The organism is Halalkalibacter alkaliphilus (assembly GCF_023555415.1).
GTDB classification, from domain to species: Bacteria; Bacillota; Bacilli; order Bacillales; family Bacillaceae_D; genus Halalkalibacter; species Halalkalibacter alkaliphilus.
The window spans coordinates 74,797-91,292 of sequence record NZ_JAKRYL010000018.1 but is presented as its reverse complement, the minus strand read 5'-3'; the positions used below and the strand labels follow the sequence as shown (position 1 = coordinate 91,292).

At 37.8% G+C, this 16,496-nt stretch carries 15 protein-coding genes and 1 pseudogene; 3 read left to right on the top strand and 13 right to left on the bottom strand.

Annotated elements, in window-relative coordinates; all coding sequences use genetic code 11:
- Positions 1–99 precede the first annotated feature (99 nt).
- The 5 genes from MF646_RS16545 to MF646_RS16525 form a co-directional block, all read right to left on the bottom strand.
- On the bottom strand, positions 100–726 hold the full coding sequence (locus MF646_RS16545; protein ID WP_250097620.1) for a hypothetical protein: 627 nt from the start codon (positions 724–726) through the stop codon (positions 100–102).
- Complete coding sequence (locus MF646_RS16540) at positions 719–1,477, bottom strand: gamma-glutamyl-gamma-aminobutyrate hydrolase family protein (protein ID WP_250097619.1); 759 nt, start codon at positions 1,475–1,477, stop codon at positions 719–721. The genes MF646_RS16545 and MF646_RS16540 overlap by 8 nt, the downstream gene beginning before the upstream one ends.
- A gap of 300 nt (positions 1,478–1,777) precedes the next feature.
- Entirely contained in the window at positions 1,778–1,942 is a 165-nt protein-coding gene (locus MF646_RS16535) for a hypothetical protein (RefSeq protein ID WP_250097618.1), read from the bottom strand.
- A gap of 148 nt (positions 1,943–2,090) precedes the next feature.
- On the bottom strand, positions 2,091–3,254 hold the full coding sequence (locus MF646_RS16530; RefSeq protein WP_250097617.1) for an LL-diaminopimelate aminotransferase: 1,164 nt from the start codon (positions 3,252–3,254) through the stop codon (positions 2,091–2,093).
- A 205-nt stretch (positions 3,255–3,459) separates the two neighbouring features.
- Positions 3,460–4,944 (bottom strand): flotillin family protein, encoded by a 1,485-nt coding sequence (locus MF646_RS16525; protein WP_420842527.1) that lies wholly within the window; start codon positions 4,942–4,944, stop codon positions 3,460–3,462.
- 426 nt (positions 4,945–5,370) lie between these two features.
- On the opposite strand from MF646_RS16525, the gene MF646_RS16520 reads away from it, so the two are divergent.
- Entirely contained in the window at positions 5,371–6,363 is a 993-nt protein-coding gene (locus tag MF646_RS16520; RefSeq protein ID WP_250097616.1) for an aldo/keto reductase, read from the top strand.
- A 41-nt stretch (positions 6,364–6,404) separates the two neighbouring features.
- Here MF646_RS16520 and MF646_RS16515 read toward each other — a convergent pair whose 3' ends face one another.
- From MF646_RS16515 to MF646_RS16495, 5 genes are all read right to left on the bottom strand, one after another.
- Positions 6,405–6,710, bottom strand: coding sequence for an MGMT family protein (locus MF646_RS16515; RefSeq protein WP_250097615.1), 306 nt, complete (start codon positions 6,708–6,710; stop codon positions 6,405–6,407).
- An 86-nt stretch (positions 6,711–6,796) separates the two neighbouring features.
- The gene (locus MF646_RS16510) at positions 6,797–8,047 is read right to left on the bottom strand and encodes an ABC transporter permease (protein ID WP_250097614.1); all 1,251 of its coding nucleotides are present in this window, start codon (positions 8,045–8,047) and stop codon (positions 6,797–6,799) included.
- On the bottom strand, positions 8,040–8,939 hold the full coding sequence (locus tag MF646_RS16505) for an ABC transporter ATP-binding protein (RefSeq protein ID WP_250097613.1): 900 nt from the start codon (positions 8,937–8,939) through the stop codon (positions 8,040–8,042). Before MF646_RS16505 ends, MF646_RS16510 begins: the two co-directional genes overlap by 8 nt.
- A 250-nt stretch (positions 8,940–9,189) precedes the next feature.
- Positions 9,190–10,671: a protein adenylyltransferase SelO gene (locus MF646_RS16500; protein ID WP_250097612.1), complete on the bottom strand. Its 1,482-nt coding sequence runs from the start codon at positions 10,669–10,671 to the stop codon at positions 9,190–9,192.
- A gap of 190 nt (positions 10,672–10,861) precedes the next feature.
- On the bottom strand, positions 10,862–11,155 hold the full coding sequence (locus MF646_RS16495; protein WP_250097611.1) for a Dabb family protein: 294 nt from the start codon (positions 11,153–11,155) through the stop codon (positions 10,862–10,864).
- A 198-nt stretch (positions 11,156–11,353) separates the two neighbouring features.
- On the opposite strand from MF646_RS16495, the gene MF646_RS16490 reads away from it, so the two are divergent.
- Positions 11,354–12,415, top strand: a complete 1,062-nt coding sequence (locus MF646_RS16490) for an AbrB family transcriptional regulator (RefSeq protein WP_250097610.1) — start codon at positions 11,354–11,356, stop codon at positions 12,413–12,415.
- A 68-nt stretch (positions 12,416–12,483) separates the two neighbouring features.
- Here the strand turns inward: MF646_RS16490 and msrB are convergent, their stop codons facing one another.
- Positions 12,484–13,437 carry a peptide-methionine (R)-S-oxide reductase MsrB gene (gene msrB, locus MF646_RS16485; protein ID WP_250097609.1) on the bottom strand — a complete coding sequence of 318 codons (954 nt, stop codon included), beginning with the start codon at positions 13,435–13,437 and terminating at the stop codon, positions 12,484–12,486.
- Between the two features lie 13 nt (positions 13,438–13,450).
- Positions 13,451–14,026 (bottom strand): annotated as a pseudogene (locus tag MF646_RS16480) (peptide-methionine (S)-S-oxide reductase MsrA); the annotation flags it as partial.
- 171 nt (positions 14,027–14,197) lie between these two features.
- Here MF646_RS16480 and MF646_RS16475 point away from each other — a divergent pair.
- Positions 14,198–15,031: a deoxyribonuclease IV gene (locus MF646_RS16475; protein WP_250097608.1), complete on the top strand. Its 834-nt coding sequence runs from the start codon at positions 14,198–14,200 to the stop codon at positions 15,029–15,031.
- An 84-nt stretch (positions 15,032–15,115) separates the two neighbouring features.
- Here the strand turns inward: MF646_RS16475 and MF646_RS16470 are convergent, their stop codons facing one another.
- Positions 15,116–16,306: an MFS transporter gene (locus MF646_RS16470; protein ID WP_420842526.1), complete on the bottom strand. Its 1,191-nt coding sequence runs from the start codon at positions 16,304–16,306 to the stop codon at positions 15,116–15,118.
- Between the last annotated feature and the right edge of the window lie 190 nt (positions 16,307–16,496).

The window sequence follows — 16,496 nt, the reverse complement described above, 5'->3', positions numbered from 1 at the left end:
AAAGGGGTGTCTCAAAAGGTCTGTTTTTGACCATTTGAGACACCCCTCATCTTTGTTCCGGACTTTGGGACAGTTCTAAAAAAATGATTCAACTTTTAGTTAGGTAATCAGTTTTTCAATTTCCGCTTTAGAGTAGTTTCCATCTACCCCAGGTTTTAATAGTAAATAATCTATGATTTCTTCATTGCTTATTTTAACATATTGTTTTAACCCTTCAATAATCATACTTAGGTATTCATTAGAAGGTTTGGAAAATGGAACATCTAAATCCCAATCAGCTGTAAAAGTATAGATAGGTATCCCGTCTTCTTTTCCTAGAAATAAGATTGTCCCGTACCAAGAATCTCGAAGTGTTTCATATCTATTTGATTCTACTCTCTCTAGGTTAATGTCTAATTCAAGGCCGTTATTTTCTTGCTTTACCACATCCATAAATTGTTCTTCCGTAATTAAATACTTTCTGCTATATGTTTTGTATTGTGGGACTTTTGTTAATCCAATAAATCCAACCCCTTGATTTTGCCACCGCTTAGAGTTCTTAGCAAAATATAAAGGGTAATTCATAATAAATGTTGCCTCATCTAGTGGAAGTGACTTGTCTCTACACCCCACTTCCACTTTTTCTGAGCCTTCAGGTTTTCCACCTAGGATATAACATAAAAATCGTTCTCTACTTAAGTTAGAACCATAACTCGCGTACCAAACATATTTCTTACCATTACTCACTTCCATCACTTCCTGTTATGAAATCACTGTTTGCAACCCTGCACTCAGCGATAAAGTCTGTAAAAATTTGTTGCATTCTTACATCTTCAGTCGCCATTTCTTCCGGATGCCATTGAATCCCTAATAGTAAAGGATGTTTTCTTACTCCCTCTACTGCTTCAATGACACCATCTGCTGACATAGCTACTTGTGTAAGATCGGTTGATAGTTGATCGATTGACTGGTGATGCATACTGTTAACCCGGATGTTCTTAGTGTTGATCATTTTATATAGCCTGCTACTTTCAGAAATTGAAACTTCGTGAGTCGGCTCTGACCGTTCAGCTTGTTGGTAGTGATTCATTGCAGTTGGATTAAATTTTTCGATATCTTGAATAACAGTCCCGCCTAATGCGACATTTAACATAGTGATCCCTCTACAAATTCCTAAAATAGGCCTGTTATGTTTTAGCGCTTGTCTTACAATCTCTATTTCCAGTTGGTCGCGTCTTCCATATGTTTTTTGGATTTTAGGATCAGGGGCTGCACCGTACGAATGCGGATCAATATCTTCACCATTGCTTAATATAATGCCATCACATACAGATACCCACTCTTCTGCTAACTCAACTGTGCCTATTGGAATGACAATAGGCACCCCACCACCATCTATTACCGCACGAATAAACTTTTCATGTAAATTAATACTGCGAATTTGATTATGATTAACCACGGTACTGGTTATACCGATAATTGGTTTGGAGTTTCTCAATTGTAAATCTTCTCCCACTTTGTAATTCTTTTGTGTTAGTTTAAGCGATCTAGGATGAAACCATTCGTATTTGTGGAATAGAACATGCCGTATTACATTAGGGATTTTTCGCAAAAAAAGAAAGGGGGTGTCTCAAAAGGTCTGTTTTTGACCTTTTGAGACACCCCCGAAGCAATGAGCGAAGTCGCTACATCTTTTAAAAGCCTTGAGAGGAGTGGGTTTCTCCTTTCAAGGCGCGTAGCGAACGGAGCCATTGCCACCTCTGTTCCGGACTTTTAGGAAAACCCCATATCTATCATGCTATTTTCTCTCTATAACCTCTCTGCCTTCTGCTCCAACAGAGATGCCTGAGTTCGTTGAGGCATTTTGATCTTCTACACCTAGCTTTGGTTTTTTCGCACCTCCAAGATATGGGGTCTTATGCTTTTCTTGAATTTTACTGATTTTATCGTAATCTTGATTCATCAAATGACCTCTCTTCTTTTTGTAAATAATCATCTTCAGATCATTAGGTTTTATTATTTCGATTTATTTATACCCTCTATGCATCGTGATCCCAATAAAACTAAAGGTGCTCTCCCATAATATGAAAGAACACCTTGTATATATACAATTAAAACATTCCACTTTCTTTTAGTCTATCCACGGCCAATCTCAACACGTCTTCTTGTTGAACAAGAGAAATGCGTGTATAGCTTTCACCTTCAGATCCAAAGGCGACTCCAGGTATCGTTACAATTCCGGTTTTATCCATTAATTTATAACTAAACTCTTTTGAGCTATAGTTTTTCGGCGTTTTTGCCCAAATAAACATGGAAGCACTTGGTCGATCAACATTCCAGCCTAAAGAATGTAAGCCATCAACGAGAATGTCACGACGTTGTTTATAAATCTTTCTAAGTTCGTCGCTAAAATTATTGGTGTTTTCTAATGCCCGAATTGCTGCATATTGAATTGGCAAAAACACACCAAAATCGAGGTTTGATTTCAACCGATTTAATCCTTCAATGACAAACTCATTCCCTACAACATATCCAATTCTACATCCTGCCATATTAAAGCTTTTTGATAAAGAGTTAAATTCAATTCCTACCTCTTTCGCTCCATTAACAGATAAGAAACTAATTGGTTTTCTATCGTAATATAACTCAGAATAAGCAAAATCATGAAGGACAATAATGTTATATTTCCTAGCAAAATCAACAACCGTTTCAAAAAATTTCTTCGTCGCCATAGCCGGTACTGGATTTCCTGGGAAGTTTAAGATCATCATTTTTGCTTTGTGGCGAATTTCTTCAGGAATTGAATCCAAGTCTGGTAAAAATTGATTTTCCCGTCGAACTGGCATCGAATATGGAACAGCTTCGGCTAATGAAATTCCTGCATCATACGCTGTATAACCTGGATTTGGAACTAGGATTATATCCCCTGGGTCTGTAATGACTGATGGGAGATGTACGAGTCCATCTTGTGATCCCATGACCATCAAGGCTTCTTTTTTATGTTGAATAGAGACGTCATATTGTCTGTGGTAATAGTTTGTAACAGCAGTAAGAAACTCTGATGTTCCTTCTAGAGAATAACGGTACAAATTCGGGTCCTTTACTTTTGAAGCTAGCTCTTCCATCACAAAACTAGGAGGAGGCAGGTCGGGGCTACCAATACTTAAGTCAATCATTTGTTGACCCTCTTGTATTTTTTTATTTTTATATGTGTTTAGCTCATTAAAAATACTCGTCTGAAAAGCATTCATCTTTTTAGATAAAGCAATCGCCATGATACATTCCTCTCCCTTGGCAAATTCTATGTAATGTTTAATATTATATCAGTAATTGGAGAAACTGTAAGTCTTACCCGTTGAAAAAGAAAATGGGGATGTTCCAAAGGGTTCTGCATTTGACCTTTTTGCACATCCCCAAAGCCATTGCCAGCTCTGTTCCGGACTTTTAGAATTCCCTTAGATAAAATTACGACTCAGTAGATCAGGACGATTCTCCCTCAGGCTTTATGTCTAGCTCACTTTCACTTTTAATAGAACCTTCACTTTCTTTATATACAGTATGAGTATTTCCTCTTGACATAAACGTTTCAAGCATACTTTTTAAATCCATTCCCGTACTTTCTTTCAGGCTTTCTTGCAATCCAAGCATTGTCTTTGTAATATTGTTCGTAATTTTTGCAGCCCCACTAGAATCAGCGCCACCCATGTCGATGACTTTCATTTCTTCAATTTGAGAAAGAGGTTGTGCTACTTCATGTGCATATTTTGGTAGCATCTCAATGAACATTTCAAGAATTGCGGCTTCACCGTACTTTTCCATTGCTTGAGCCATAAGTTCCTTAGCTTCCGCTTCAGCACGTCCTCGTTCACGAATAACATCTGCCTCAGCAAGCCCCTTTTGTTTCTCAATGGCCGCTTTTGTCTCGCCATCAATTCGAGCTTTGTCTGCTTCCGCTTCTGCTTTTGCCTTAATATCGTAGGCGTTTGCGTCCGCAACTGTTTTCCGACGCTTTTGCTCTTCTACTTCAAGTTCTACTTGGCGCTGCCTCTCAATATACTGAATTTTCATTTCTTCTTCCTTCACTTGTTGAGCAAGTCTAGCTTTTTCTAATTCATAAGCCTGTTCTGACTTCGCTCTTGCACGCTCTGTTTCTTCTTTAATCTGTGCTTCTTTTATATCTTTTTCTTTTTGAGATTCCGCTATTGCAGTTAACCGTTTGTTTTCTTCGTCTTTTGCTATTTGATCATTTTTTGCTTTATACATACGTGTTTCTTTCTCAGCATCCGATTCAGCCATATCAGCCTTTTTCCGTATCTCTGCAATTCTAGGTCTTCCTAAATTATCAAGATAACCATTTTCTTCATCTGCATCCCGCAAATCGTCTAAGCCAAAAGAAGTAATCTTAAACCCCATGTTATCTAATTCTTGTTGGGCAATGTCTTGTACTTGATGATTAAATGATTCACGATCATTGTTAATCTCTTCAACCGTCATTTTTGAAAGAATCGCCCTTAGGTTTGTTCCTAACACCTTCGATACTTCCTCTTCAATTTCGTCTTGTTTCTTTCCTAGAAATTGCTCAGCATAATTAGCAATTCCAATTAGTGTATCAGCAATCTTCACAGATGTGATCGCATCAGCTATAACAGGAACACCTTGAGATGTATAGACCTTTGGTGTGGTCAATTTGATCTGAAATGAGTTTAAATCAACTGGAGTACATGTTTGGAATAACTTTAACCTGATTCCTCCGCCACGAACAATTTTTAAACTACGACCGTTTTCATCACCAAAGATGCGGGTATCCTCTTTTGGGTCCCCTAACTTAGGCCCTGTAATAATTAATGCTTGATTCGAACTTGCTGTTTTATAGCGTCTTTTATAAATAAAAAATGCTATGCCGCTCCCAACTAAAAGAATGAAAAGAAGCGCCCCGACCAAAATAAACCAAATAATGCTCATCATAAGTATCCCTCCTACAAAAAGTAATTGACTCCACCCCCATAAAAATTGGTGGGCACTGAAAAAGTCTTTTTTAGCAGATTCGAGGAAGCAACAATGGCTCCACACGTTGCGCGCCTGCTATGAGAAAACCACTCATAGCAAGCTTTAAGACAAAGCAACGGTTCCGCTCATTGCTTAAACGCCATTGAAAAAGGTCAAAACCATACCTTTTTCAATGGCCTCTAAAAATTGTCTAAGACTAGCTTCATGAAAAATAGTGAGTCACGTCTGTAATACCTACGAGTTTAAAGGAGAAAACTTGCACACTTTTTGAATCGTTTACCATAAAATTTCCAACTTATTTAGAGAAGGGTAATTTTTGTCAAAGAAGTAAAAAGACTGGTACAATATGAACGATACATACCTTTTCTCGGGGAGTGGTGACACATGCAATATAAAACGGTTGGAAAAAGTGGGTTAGTTGTGTCCGAATTATGTCTTGGTACTATGACATTCGGAAAAGCTACACCGGAAGATGAGTCTATTACAATGATTGCTCAATTTCTAGAAGATGGCGGGAACTTCATTGATACAGCAGATGTTTATGTTGGTGGAACATCTGAAGAGATCGTCGGTAAGGCAATTAAAGAAAAGCGCCAGGATATTATATTAGCCACAAAAGTACGTATGAAAGTAGGAGACCGTCCTAATGACGTTGGTTATTCACGTAAACGAGTAATGGATGGAATTGAAGCAAGTTTAAAACGATTACAAACAGATTATGTCGACCTGTACCAGCTTCATGTTTGGGATCAATTAACGCCTATTGAAGAAACATTGCGAACACTTGATGATTTAATTTCATCTGGAAAAGTACGGTATATTGGTTGTTCTAATTTCTTGGCTTGGCAATTAATGAAATCCTTATCAGTCAGTGAACAAAAAGGCTTTGCTAAGTTCATCTCCATACAACCGCAATACAGCTTAGTCAATCGAGAAATGGATCGAGAAGTTATGTCATTATGTATTGAAGAAGGAATTGGTGTTCTTCCGTGGGGACCTCTTGGAAGTGGCTTTTTATCGGGAAAATATGAAGGGTTAGAAACTCCAACTTTGGGTCGCTTGTCGCAAGGGCTCGAGGGAGAATCAAGCTGGGAAAACAAAGGACTTGCTCGTAACTTTCATATCGTTAACAAAGTAAAAGAAATTTCAAAACAAATAGGAAAAACGCCAGCGCAAGTCTCGTTAAATTGGCTATTAATGAAAGAAGGTGTTACGTCTCCAATATTTGGCGCTCGTACACTTGAACAATATAAAGAAAATATTGGTGCAACCGGATGGAGGCTTTCAGAAGAACATTTTAATGAACTTGATGAAGCGAGTGCCTTGCCTTCAGAATATCCAACTCGTTTTATTGAAAAATTTCGTAGGGAACTTTAACATGGCTGATCAAAAAGGTGCATAGTCTTGCCCTTTTTGATCTATTTTTTGTTATATTGAAATTGCTTTAAATCGACCTTGTTGCTAATAACCGAGACCCCTTCTCCTTCTAGTGCCATCGTTTGATTTATTTGTAACTCTTCATCATGAAAGCTTATTTCTCCTTTGGCGTTTATCACTCTGTGCCATGGCAGCTTATACTTCTTACTCATTGAATGAAGAATACGAGCAACCTGTCTAGCTGCTCTCGGATTACCAGCTAGTTTGGCAATTTGCCCATATGTCATCACTTTTCCTTTTGGAATGTGTACGATTATGTCAATTACACGCTCAGTAAATGGTTGCATCTTTTCTCTTCCTTTCCTTTAGAAAAAGAGCAATGGAAATTTGAACTTATTCCACCGCTCTTTCGAATGTTCGATCTTTATAAGCTTTATTTTTTCGTTAATTCAATTGCTTTTTTAATATCTTTAAATGAATTTGATTTTCCATACATTAATACCCCACCACGATAGATTCTGGCACCGAAAATAGCAAGGATGACGATTGATACAAGCAATACAACAATGCCTAAAATTGGTTCAACAGGAGGAATGTTTAACATGCCAACCCGAAGGAACATAACCATTGGTGTAAAGAATGGTATATATGAGGTAACTGTAACGAATGTCGACTCAGGCATTCCTAATCCAAACATGGCGATAAAGAATCCAATCATAACTAAGAACGTCATCGGTAAAATCATTTGCTGTACATCTTCAATTCGACTAACAAGTGAGCCTAATAATGCTGCAAGAGTAGCATATAGAAAATATCCCAACAAAAAGAAGACAATGGCATAAATTATTATCGCAGCTGATAGATCACCGAAACCAAACACATCAAAGAATCCTCCAACAAGTGCCTCTTGGTTTCTCATTATCGATAAGTAGCCAACTAAAAGCAATACCGTTAACTGTGTTAACCCAACAAATCCAATCCCAATTATTTTTGCAAACATTTGCTTAACGGGTGAGACACTTGAAATCAAGATTTCCATGACTCGTGAAGATTTTTCCGTAGCAACTTCAGTAGCAATCATGTTTGCGTACATGATGACTGAGAAATAAATAAAGAATAATAGAATGTATACAATTCCTCTTGCCTGATTTAACTCCTCTGCTGACCTAGCTCCTTCATCGAGAGACTCTTGGGTAAACATTACAGGTGCATTAAGAAGCGCTAATTCCTCCATTGATAGATCCAGTTGAGAAGCCGCAATAGTTGATTGGATATGCCCAAGTGCAGCTTGGAGAGTAGAAGTAATTACATTTCCAGATAATGAAGGAGATATATAGACCGCTGTTGGTAATTGATCTGAACCAAACGATAAGATTAAAAGTCCTGCATACGTTCCTGCTTCTACTTCCGTTTCTAATTCTACTCGTGAAGCTGTTGTTAATACCAAATCTATATTCTCATTTAACATATTCATTTCATCTTCAAGAACTGGAAATAATTGACCTGTTTCATCAATAATGGCAACTTGATCCGTTCTGTCTTCACCCTGAAAGGAATCTATGATTAGTCCAATATTCGCCATAATAGCGATTCCTGCCGCTAATAATATCGTTGTCACAATGAAAGATTTGGCCTTTAGTTTAGAAAGATACGCATGTCCAAGCATGATCCAAAAATTACTCATAAGAAGTCCCCACCTTTTCAATGAAAATATCATGCAAAGAAGGTTCCTCTAGTTCAAACTTCCTGACAAAGCCTTTTGAAACGACTTTTTTAAACACATCTTCTGCTATAGATTCCGATTCAACTTGTAAGTGGATACCTTCTGTTGTTTTTTTCGACTTTAAGACACCAGGTATTGCCTCTAACATGGATAAGTCGAAATCAGCATGGATAGAAATATTTTTCTTCCCAAACGAACGTTTAATAGACCTTAATTCGCCATGAACAACAGGTACACCGTGATGCATAATACAAAGGTTTTCACATAATTCTTCAACATGCTCCATTCGATGACTTGAGAAAACTATTGTCGTTCCACTTTCTTTTATTTCTTTTACCGCTTCTTTTAATAGTTCTACATTAACAGGATCTAAGCCACTGAATGGTTCATCTAAAATGAGAAGTTTTGGTTTATGTATAACGGCTGCAATAAATTGAATTTTTTGCTGATTACCTTTTGAAAGTTCTTCAACTTTTTTGTTCTTGTATTCCGGTACATTAAAACGCTCTAGCCAAAGGTCCAACTCTTTTACTATCTCTTGTTTTTTCATTCCTCGTAAGCGAGCAAGATAAATAATTTGGTCAATTACTTTCATTTTTGGATATAATCCGCGTTCTTCAGGGAGATAACCGATCTCTGGTGTTGTGGAATAATTAATTTCTTTTCCATCCCACGTAATCTTCCCCTCAGTCTGATCTAACAAACCTAATATCATACGAAATGTAGTGGTCTTTCCGGCACCATTTGCACCTAAGAAACCAAACATCTCTTTGGCTGGTACTTCAAGTGATAAATCATTCACTGCGGTGAAGGTGCCAAATCGTTTTGTGACGTTTTTTAATAATAAAGTCATCCTTACCCAATCCTTTCCCATTAATAGCTATAGCCATTCTACCATTATTTTGAAGTTATCGTAGATTCATATTTCTTTTTTACGTACAAGCAAAAGAAAAGTTTCAACTATTTTACCAATAGGAATAGGGATTGTCCTTAAAGAGGTAGTTTTCTTTGAGGACAATCCCTAAATTAATGAAAGGAATCGATTTCTTCTCTCGAAACGAAATAGAGAACGAACGGAGTCTTTATTTCATTACGAATTATTTTCATGTACCACAAAACGTACGATAAGGCCGATTTGAAGGCTCAGGCAGCTTCGAATATTCAACTTGCTCAGGGGAGTGAGCATATGGATCAGAAAGAACACTAAGAAGTCTCTCCATTACACCATAATCTCTTTTTTCCACCGCGACATTTAGTGCTTCTTCTACTCGGTGGTTTCTAGGAATGATCGCAGGGTTGCTTCGTTTCATCAATTGTTGAGAATCTTCTTTTGATTCCACTTGTCTGCTTCGTCTTTCCTGCAGTCTGTTATACCATTCATTAAATTCCTCTTTTCCAGATAGAATCGTATCCCCGAACTTTTCAAAAGTTAAAGCAACAAATGTATTCGTATAGTCAGCGCGATACGTATCCATGATGCTAAGGAGTTCATCAATTAAAGATTCATCCTGTTCCTCTTTAGTAAATAGCCCTAGTTTTGCCCTCATTCCATTGAGCCAATGAGTGCGATACAAATTAGCAAATTCTGAAATGGCATCTTGAGCTATTTCGACAGCCCGCTCTTGATCGTCATGTAACAACGGTAATAATGATTCAGCAAATCTTGCCAAATTCCATGCACCTATTTTGGGTTGATTGCCGTACGCATACCGGCCGTGAATATCAATCGAACTAAATACGGTTTCCGGATCATACGAATCCATGAAAGCACAAGGGCCATAGTCAATCGTCTCACCGCTTATTGTCATGTTATCTGTGTTCATCACCCCGTGAATAAAGCCAACTAGCTGCCATTTAGCAATAAGTGAAGCCTGACGTTTTATTACCTCCTTCAAAAGAGAAAGATAACGGTTATCATCCATTTCAACGTCTGGAAAGTGCCGTTGTAGTGTATAGTCGGCTAACATTTTTAGTTCATCGGTTGAACCCCATTTTGCGGCATATTGAAACGTACCAACACGTAGGTGACTCGCTCCGACACGAGTAAGAATGGCACCAGGAAGTTCCGTTTCCCGATATACAGACTCACCAGTTGTCACTACCGCTAGGCTCCGAGTTGTAGGAATGCCCAATGCATGCATTGCCTCACTCATAATATATTCCCGAAGCATCGGTCCTAAAGTCGCTCTGCCATCACCTCCGCGAGAGTAAGGCGTTCTTCCTGAACCCTTTAGTTGGATATCAAAACGCTCCCCTTGAGGAGTCATTTGTTCACCTATTAAGAGAGCTCTGCCATCACCTAACATGGTAAAATGTCCAAATTGATGCCCTCCATAAGCTTGGGCTAGTGGAATAGAACGATTTGGAGTCTGATTGCCAGCGAAAACTTCGACACCCGTATCACTCTGAAGGTCCTTGCTGTTCATTCCTAACGATTCTGATAAACGTTCATTAAAAATCACTAATTCTGGCGAACGTACTGGGTTTAAATCAATTGTAGAAAAAAACACTTTAGGAAGCTGAGCATAACTATTATCTAAATTCCATCCTGTTTCATTGTTTGAATTATTAGCTGTATCTGTCATTATATCTCCTTTAAAAAACTTATCTTTTGCCGTATGATTTACCTGTTTAAGGTTAGCTTTTATAGTCTTTGCTTCAGTTCTTTGATTATTCTAGCCTTGGTTACTATTAAAAGTCATGATGTAAGAGTTGATATTATGGAAAACGCCAGCTATGAGAAACAATTCATAGCTGGCGTAACGTATGTACTAGTTATATTTCGAAATCAACGCCAATGCTGTCCACTCTTCCAACTTCTCTAATAAAAGCTGCTACAGCTTGGTGTTCGGCGTTTTCCACATATGCATCAAGTGCAGCTTTGTCCTCAAATCGAACAGTTAGCACAACTTGATATTCCTTGCTTTTCTCAGCAATATTTAGCCCAGCTTGAAGGTCGACAATCCCTGTTAAATGGTTCTTTAACGCTTTAAAACGGTCTACTACTTCTTGTAACTGCTCTGGAGTTGTTGTGTCTCCAAATTTCACTAAAACGGTACGATTAATCATACTAATTCCTTCTTCCTGCTTTTCTTTTATTTGCCAAACTATATTTTAACGAACAATAGGTACAGATGCAATAATCATGCTTTAGGTATACTCGGCTCGATACCGATTAACAAAAAACCGATTATTTCGACAGGCGAAATGGCTGAGGGTATGGTATAATTTGTATATCCTTGTTTGTTTATAAAGGGGTTTAATTATATGTATACAACAAAGTTTTTACGTTTAATGGAAACATTTTTTATCGGTCTTATAGGCGGCTACTTATTTAATCTAGGTAATCTCCCTCTGCCTTGGGTGTTAGGGCCATTAACCTTTGTTATGCTTTGGCAAGGGTTCACAAAACGACAAGCCTATTGGCCAAGTACAGTTAAAAATAGTGGATTAATTGTTCTTGGTATTTATTTTGGAATGTACTTTACTGTCCAAACTTTCTCATCTATAGGTCCTTATCTGGTAACCTTTGTTGTGTTAACCGTTGCTCTTATCGCTGCAAGTATCTTTATTAGTTCTGTTATTACAAAGTGGATCGATGTTGATAAAATCACTAGTGCATTCGGCTCTATTCCTGGGGGTTTAACCGAAATGGTTATTGCTAGTGAATCCCTGAATGCGCGATCTTCGTTAGTTGTTATTTTTCAAACCGTACGTTTGATTACGGTCTTATTTGTTGTTCCAACAACGATTATCTTCTATTTCACTCAAGTTGGGGCATCTGTGTCAGGCCTCTTCCAATCAACCGAACCTGCGGTTGGTGGTTGGAGCTATGCTTGGTTTATCCTTCCTGTCCTTGCTGGATGGCTATGTCGAAATAAAATTCCAGCTGGGATCGTAATAGGTCCCCTTGCATTAACTGCAATTCTAAATATAAGTACGATTGACTTGCCATCTGTTCCTAACACCTTTTTAATCCTTGCCCAAATGGCTGTAGGAATCGGCCTTGGTAAAAACATCTCCTTTTCTGATTTAAAAATGGGCGGTAAATATAGCCTTGTTTATTTTGGGGTGTCTGTCAGTCTGATTACTATATCTTTTGGATTAGGTATCTTATTAGCTCAATTGACATCTTTAGATCTTGCGACAGCGATATTAAGCATTGCTCCAGGAGGGTTAATTGAAATGGTGTTAACTGCATCCATTGTAGGAGCAGATCCAGCCATTGTCAGTGCCTTTCAACTTGTTAGAATCCTCCTCATTATTACGTTCGTCCCGCCATTTTTAAAATGGTATTTTAGAAAAAATGTGAAACAAAATGCAGCGTAACAAAGAGGGAGTCTCAAAGGTCTGATTTTGACCAATTTGAGACTCCCTCTTTCATGTTTGAAAATATGTCAGTCTGAGATAAATAGAACCGTATATTCTCCATACCCCTCATTTTTTAAATTTTCCTTTGCTATAAAACGCAAGGCTGCAGAATTAATACAATATCTTCTTCCCCCTAATTCTTTTGGTCCATCCTCAAACACATGCCCAAGGTGCGAGTTCCCTATTTTGCTTCTTACTTCGGTCCTGATCATTCCGTGTGACTGATCTAGTCGTTCTATTATATGAAAAGATGCAAGCGGTTGGGAAAATGTTGGCCAACCGCACCCACAGTCATACTTATCCGTTGAAGAAAACAATGGTTCTCCTGAAATAATATCAACGAAGATCCCATCTTTTTTAAACTGGTCATATTTGTTTTCAAACGGAGGTTCCGTGGCACTTTTTTGTGTAACGTCATACTGAATAGGTGTTAATTTTTTAAGACGAGGATCCTCTTTTTTCACTTGCCAATATCGGTTGAAAAAAGCATTTCTACCAGAGCATTTGTAAAGGTGATAATAGTGAAATGGTATCTTTTTATAATAAAACTGATGCTTTTCTTCAGCGCGATAGAACGGTTTGGCTTCCAACAAACAGGTCACAATAGGTTTATCGAATAAATCGCTATTTTCTAATTTTTCTTTAGACTCTTGTGCTTGTGTTTTTTGTTTTAGGTTATGGTAAAAAATAGCTGTTTGAAATGGTTTTCCTTGATCCTTGAATTGCCCAGTCGCATCTGTAGGATCAATAGCCCTCCAAAATACATCTAGTAATTTAGAATACGGTAGGACTTCCGTATCAAAATAAATGCGAACAACAAGCCTGTGACCAGCTTCTCCTGACAAAACGTCGTTATGAGATGGATATTCTGTCTCTCCTCCAGAATATCCTGCTGTTATTTCCGTGACTCCTGGCAATTCAGCAAAAGGCTGCATCATAAACCAAAAGTGTCCCCCTGCAAATATTGCACATTCTTCCATAGAATTCTCACCTTTACCACTTTAATTTATTGATAGTTTCTTTTAATAATCCAGTATCATGATCATCAAGACCCCAATAATGAATCTCTTCATTTAGTTCTCCTAATGTTCCAAATTCACGAACAAACCCATTTAGGCGAGCAGCAATGGTTGATTTTACGAATGCATCATGCGATTGAAATAACTGAAGTACGGATTCATAAGCTTGTTTATATCGTTTCAGGTAATATTTTTGGTGTTTTTCCTCCGCAAGAAAAAAATGTTCAAAGGGTTTCAACTCTGTCTCTAATTCTGTTTTGAGACGTTTCTCGATCCTATTTTTTACAATAGTCGCTTGGTCTTTTTGTTTTTCGTTCCGATACAAGACAAGAGACATGTATTGACGTCCCCCATACCCATCTTTTCTCGGACGGTGGTGGCTCCAAAATACATCTAATAATTGTTCAAAGCTTACCAACGTAGGGTCAAAATCTAATTCAACAGTTTCTGTGTGGTCGCCCATTTGTCGATACGTTGGGTTATTTTTCGTACCTCCTGCATAACCGACACGCGTTTGAATGACACCTGAAAGATGCCCGAACCGAGCATCAGGTCCCCAAAATCAACCCATGCCAAGAGTTATGGTTTCAACAACAGGAGTGTTTCGAGAAAATTGACCATCGTTCATCTTTACACCTCATTTTCCTTTGTTTTATGAATGAATGTACATTGTTCCTCTCATACTAAATAAATCTATTGTTAGTAAAGTAGGTGAGAAGTTATGTACTTTGGGAGTCATGTCAGTATTCGAAATGGATACTATTCTGCCGCAAAAACGGCTCATAGTCTAGGAGCCACGGCCTTTCAATTTTTCCCTAAAAATCCACGGAGCATTACTGTCAAAGACTTTGATAAAGACGATGCACAACAGTGTGCAACTTTTTGTTCTAAGCATAACATAAAGTCTATAATACATACTCCTTATCCGACTAAACTGATTCCCGAGGATCAAGAACTAGAACAGCAGATTATTTTATCATTAATAAACGATTTAGAAATAGCTGAAGCCTGTGGTTCCATTGGAGTTGTTGTTCATTTTGGTACGACAAAAACGTTACCACCATTAGAGGGTTACAAGAAAAAAATTGATATACTTAATCAAGTGCTATCGCAGTTTAGTGGAGACGCACAATTGCTCATAGAAAATAACGCTGGGGCTGGTTCGGATATGGGAATCACGCTAGAAGAGTTATCTCAAGTTCGGAAGTTAACTGACTATCCAGAAAAGATAGGATTTTGTTTTGATACATGTCATGCATATGCAAGTGGGATATGGAACGGGGATAATTGGAAAGAACTTGAGGAAAAAGCCATAGACTTGGACTATCTCCCACATTTAAAAGCCATTCACTTTAATAATTCAAAATACCCATTCTCTTCACGAAAGGATCGACATGCCAATTTAGTATCTGGACACATAAAAGAGGAGCAGCTTCGCGAGCTCCTCACATCAAGCCAACTAACAAACATCCCCTTTATTATAGAAACGCCAAAAGATGAAGGGACTAAACATAAAACAGAAATTCAGTGGATGAAGGAAGAAGCATTATCTTGATTCTAGCTGTTAAGTTATTTCTCCACTTTATATTGAAAAGAGGGCACTGGAAAGGTTATTACCTTTGGAGCGCCCTCTAATCGACTAGTTTTCATTTACGTTGTTCGCTCGAAATGTAGTCGCACTTGTACGAATAATTGAAAAAACATTAACCAGTAAACAACCTGCTGCAAAAAGAGCTAACAAGATAAAACCTGAGCTATATGTTCCCGTCACTTCTTTTACCATCCCCATCACAAGTGGCGGGAAAAAACCTCCAATCCCACCGATCGCACTAATAATTCCAGTGACAGCTCCTGTATTATTAGGAGAAACAGCCGGAACAAGTTTGAAAACTGCACCATTCCCTGCTCCTAATAAAAGAGCCATCACTATACAGCTGATACTAAAAACAGAGAAATTGTCCAAGCTAATTGCCATGATAGAGGCACTTAGAATGATTCCGCTAAAGAGAACGATGATAACTTGATTAGCTCCTAATTTATCCGCCAAATACCCACCTATTGGCCTGATAAGCGTAGCTGCAACCACAAACACAGCTACATTTAAACCAGCATCTACTGGTGAAAAATGAAATGTTTCTTGCAATAAAGTCGGTAAATAAAAACTAAATGCGACAAAACCGCCAAAAGTTAAAAAGTAATATAAGGATAATACCCAAGTAGCCTTATATTTTGTAACAGAGAGTGCTTCTTTTAAAGTTTTAACTTCTTTTGGTTTTGGTAATTCTTTTGTTCCTATCCAAAAAACGACGGTCATGATACTAAGGGCAAACGCCAGTCCCCAAAATGCCCATTGTAATCCAAAAAAATTCACAATTGAAGGAACTGTAAAGGATGCAACGGCAGTTCCTAAATTACCAATACCAATAATCCCTAAAACCAACCCCTGTTTTTCAGCTGGAAACCATTTTGTCACATACGTTATCGCTATTGTAAAAGTTGTACCTGCCATCCCGATTAAAAACGCCCAAAAGAGTAAAGCACCATAGGAGTTTGCAAAGCCAGCAGCAAACATCGGAAGCACGCTAAAAAGCATTGTTAACGTATATACTTTTCTTGCCCCGTATTTATCTGCAATAATTCCCATTGGAATACGCATAACAGATCCTAATAAAATTGGTATGACAATAATAAAACTTCTTTGGGTCTCGGTTAATTGATATTGTTCTTGTAAAGTCGATGCCATTGGTGAAAATACCGACCAAACGGCAAATGAAATCACCATTGCAACGGTTGATAATACTAATGCAGCTGTTTGTCCACGAGCTTGCACCTAAAACCCTCCTCTAGCTGTTTAAAGAAATATTTGATTTATATGTTTATGATTAGCATAGAGTAAAGTCTAGTTTAAAAATTCTAAATTATCTATTATATTGTCAGATATTATTACAAACTATTTAATTTGGAGTTATTAACTTAATACCAATTTAAAACCGTATAAAGCTTGTTCTTTCTAGGGTTTG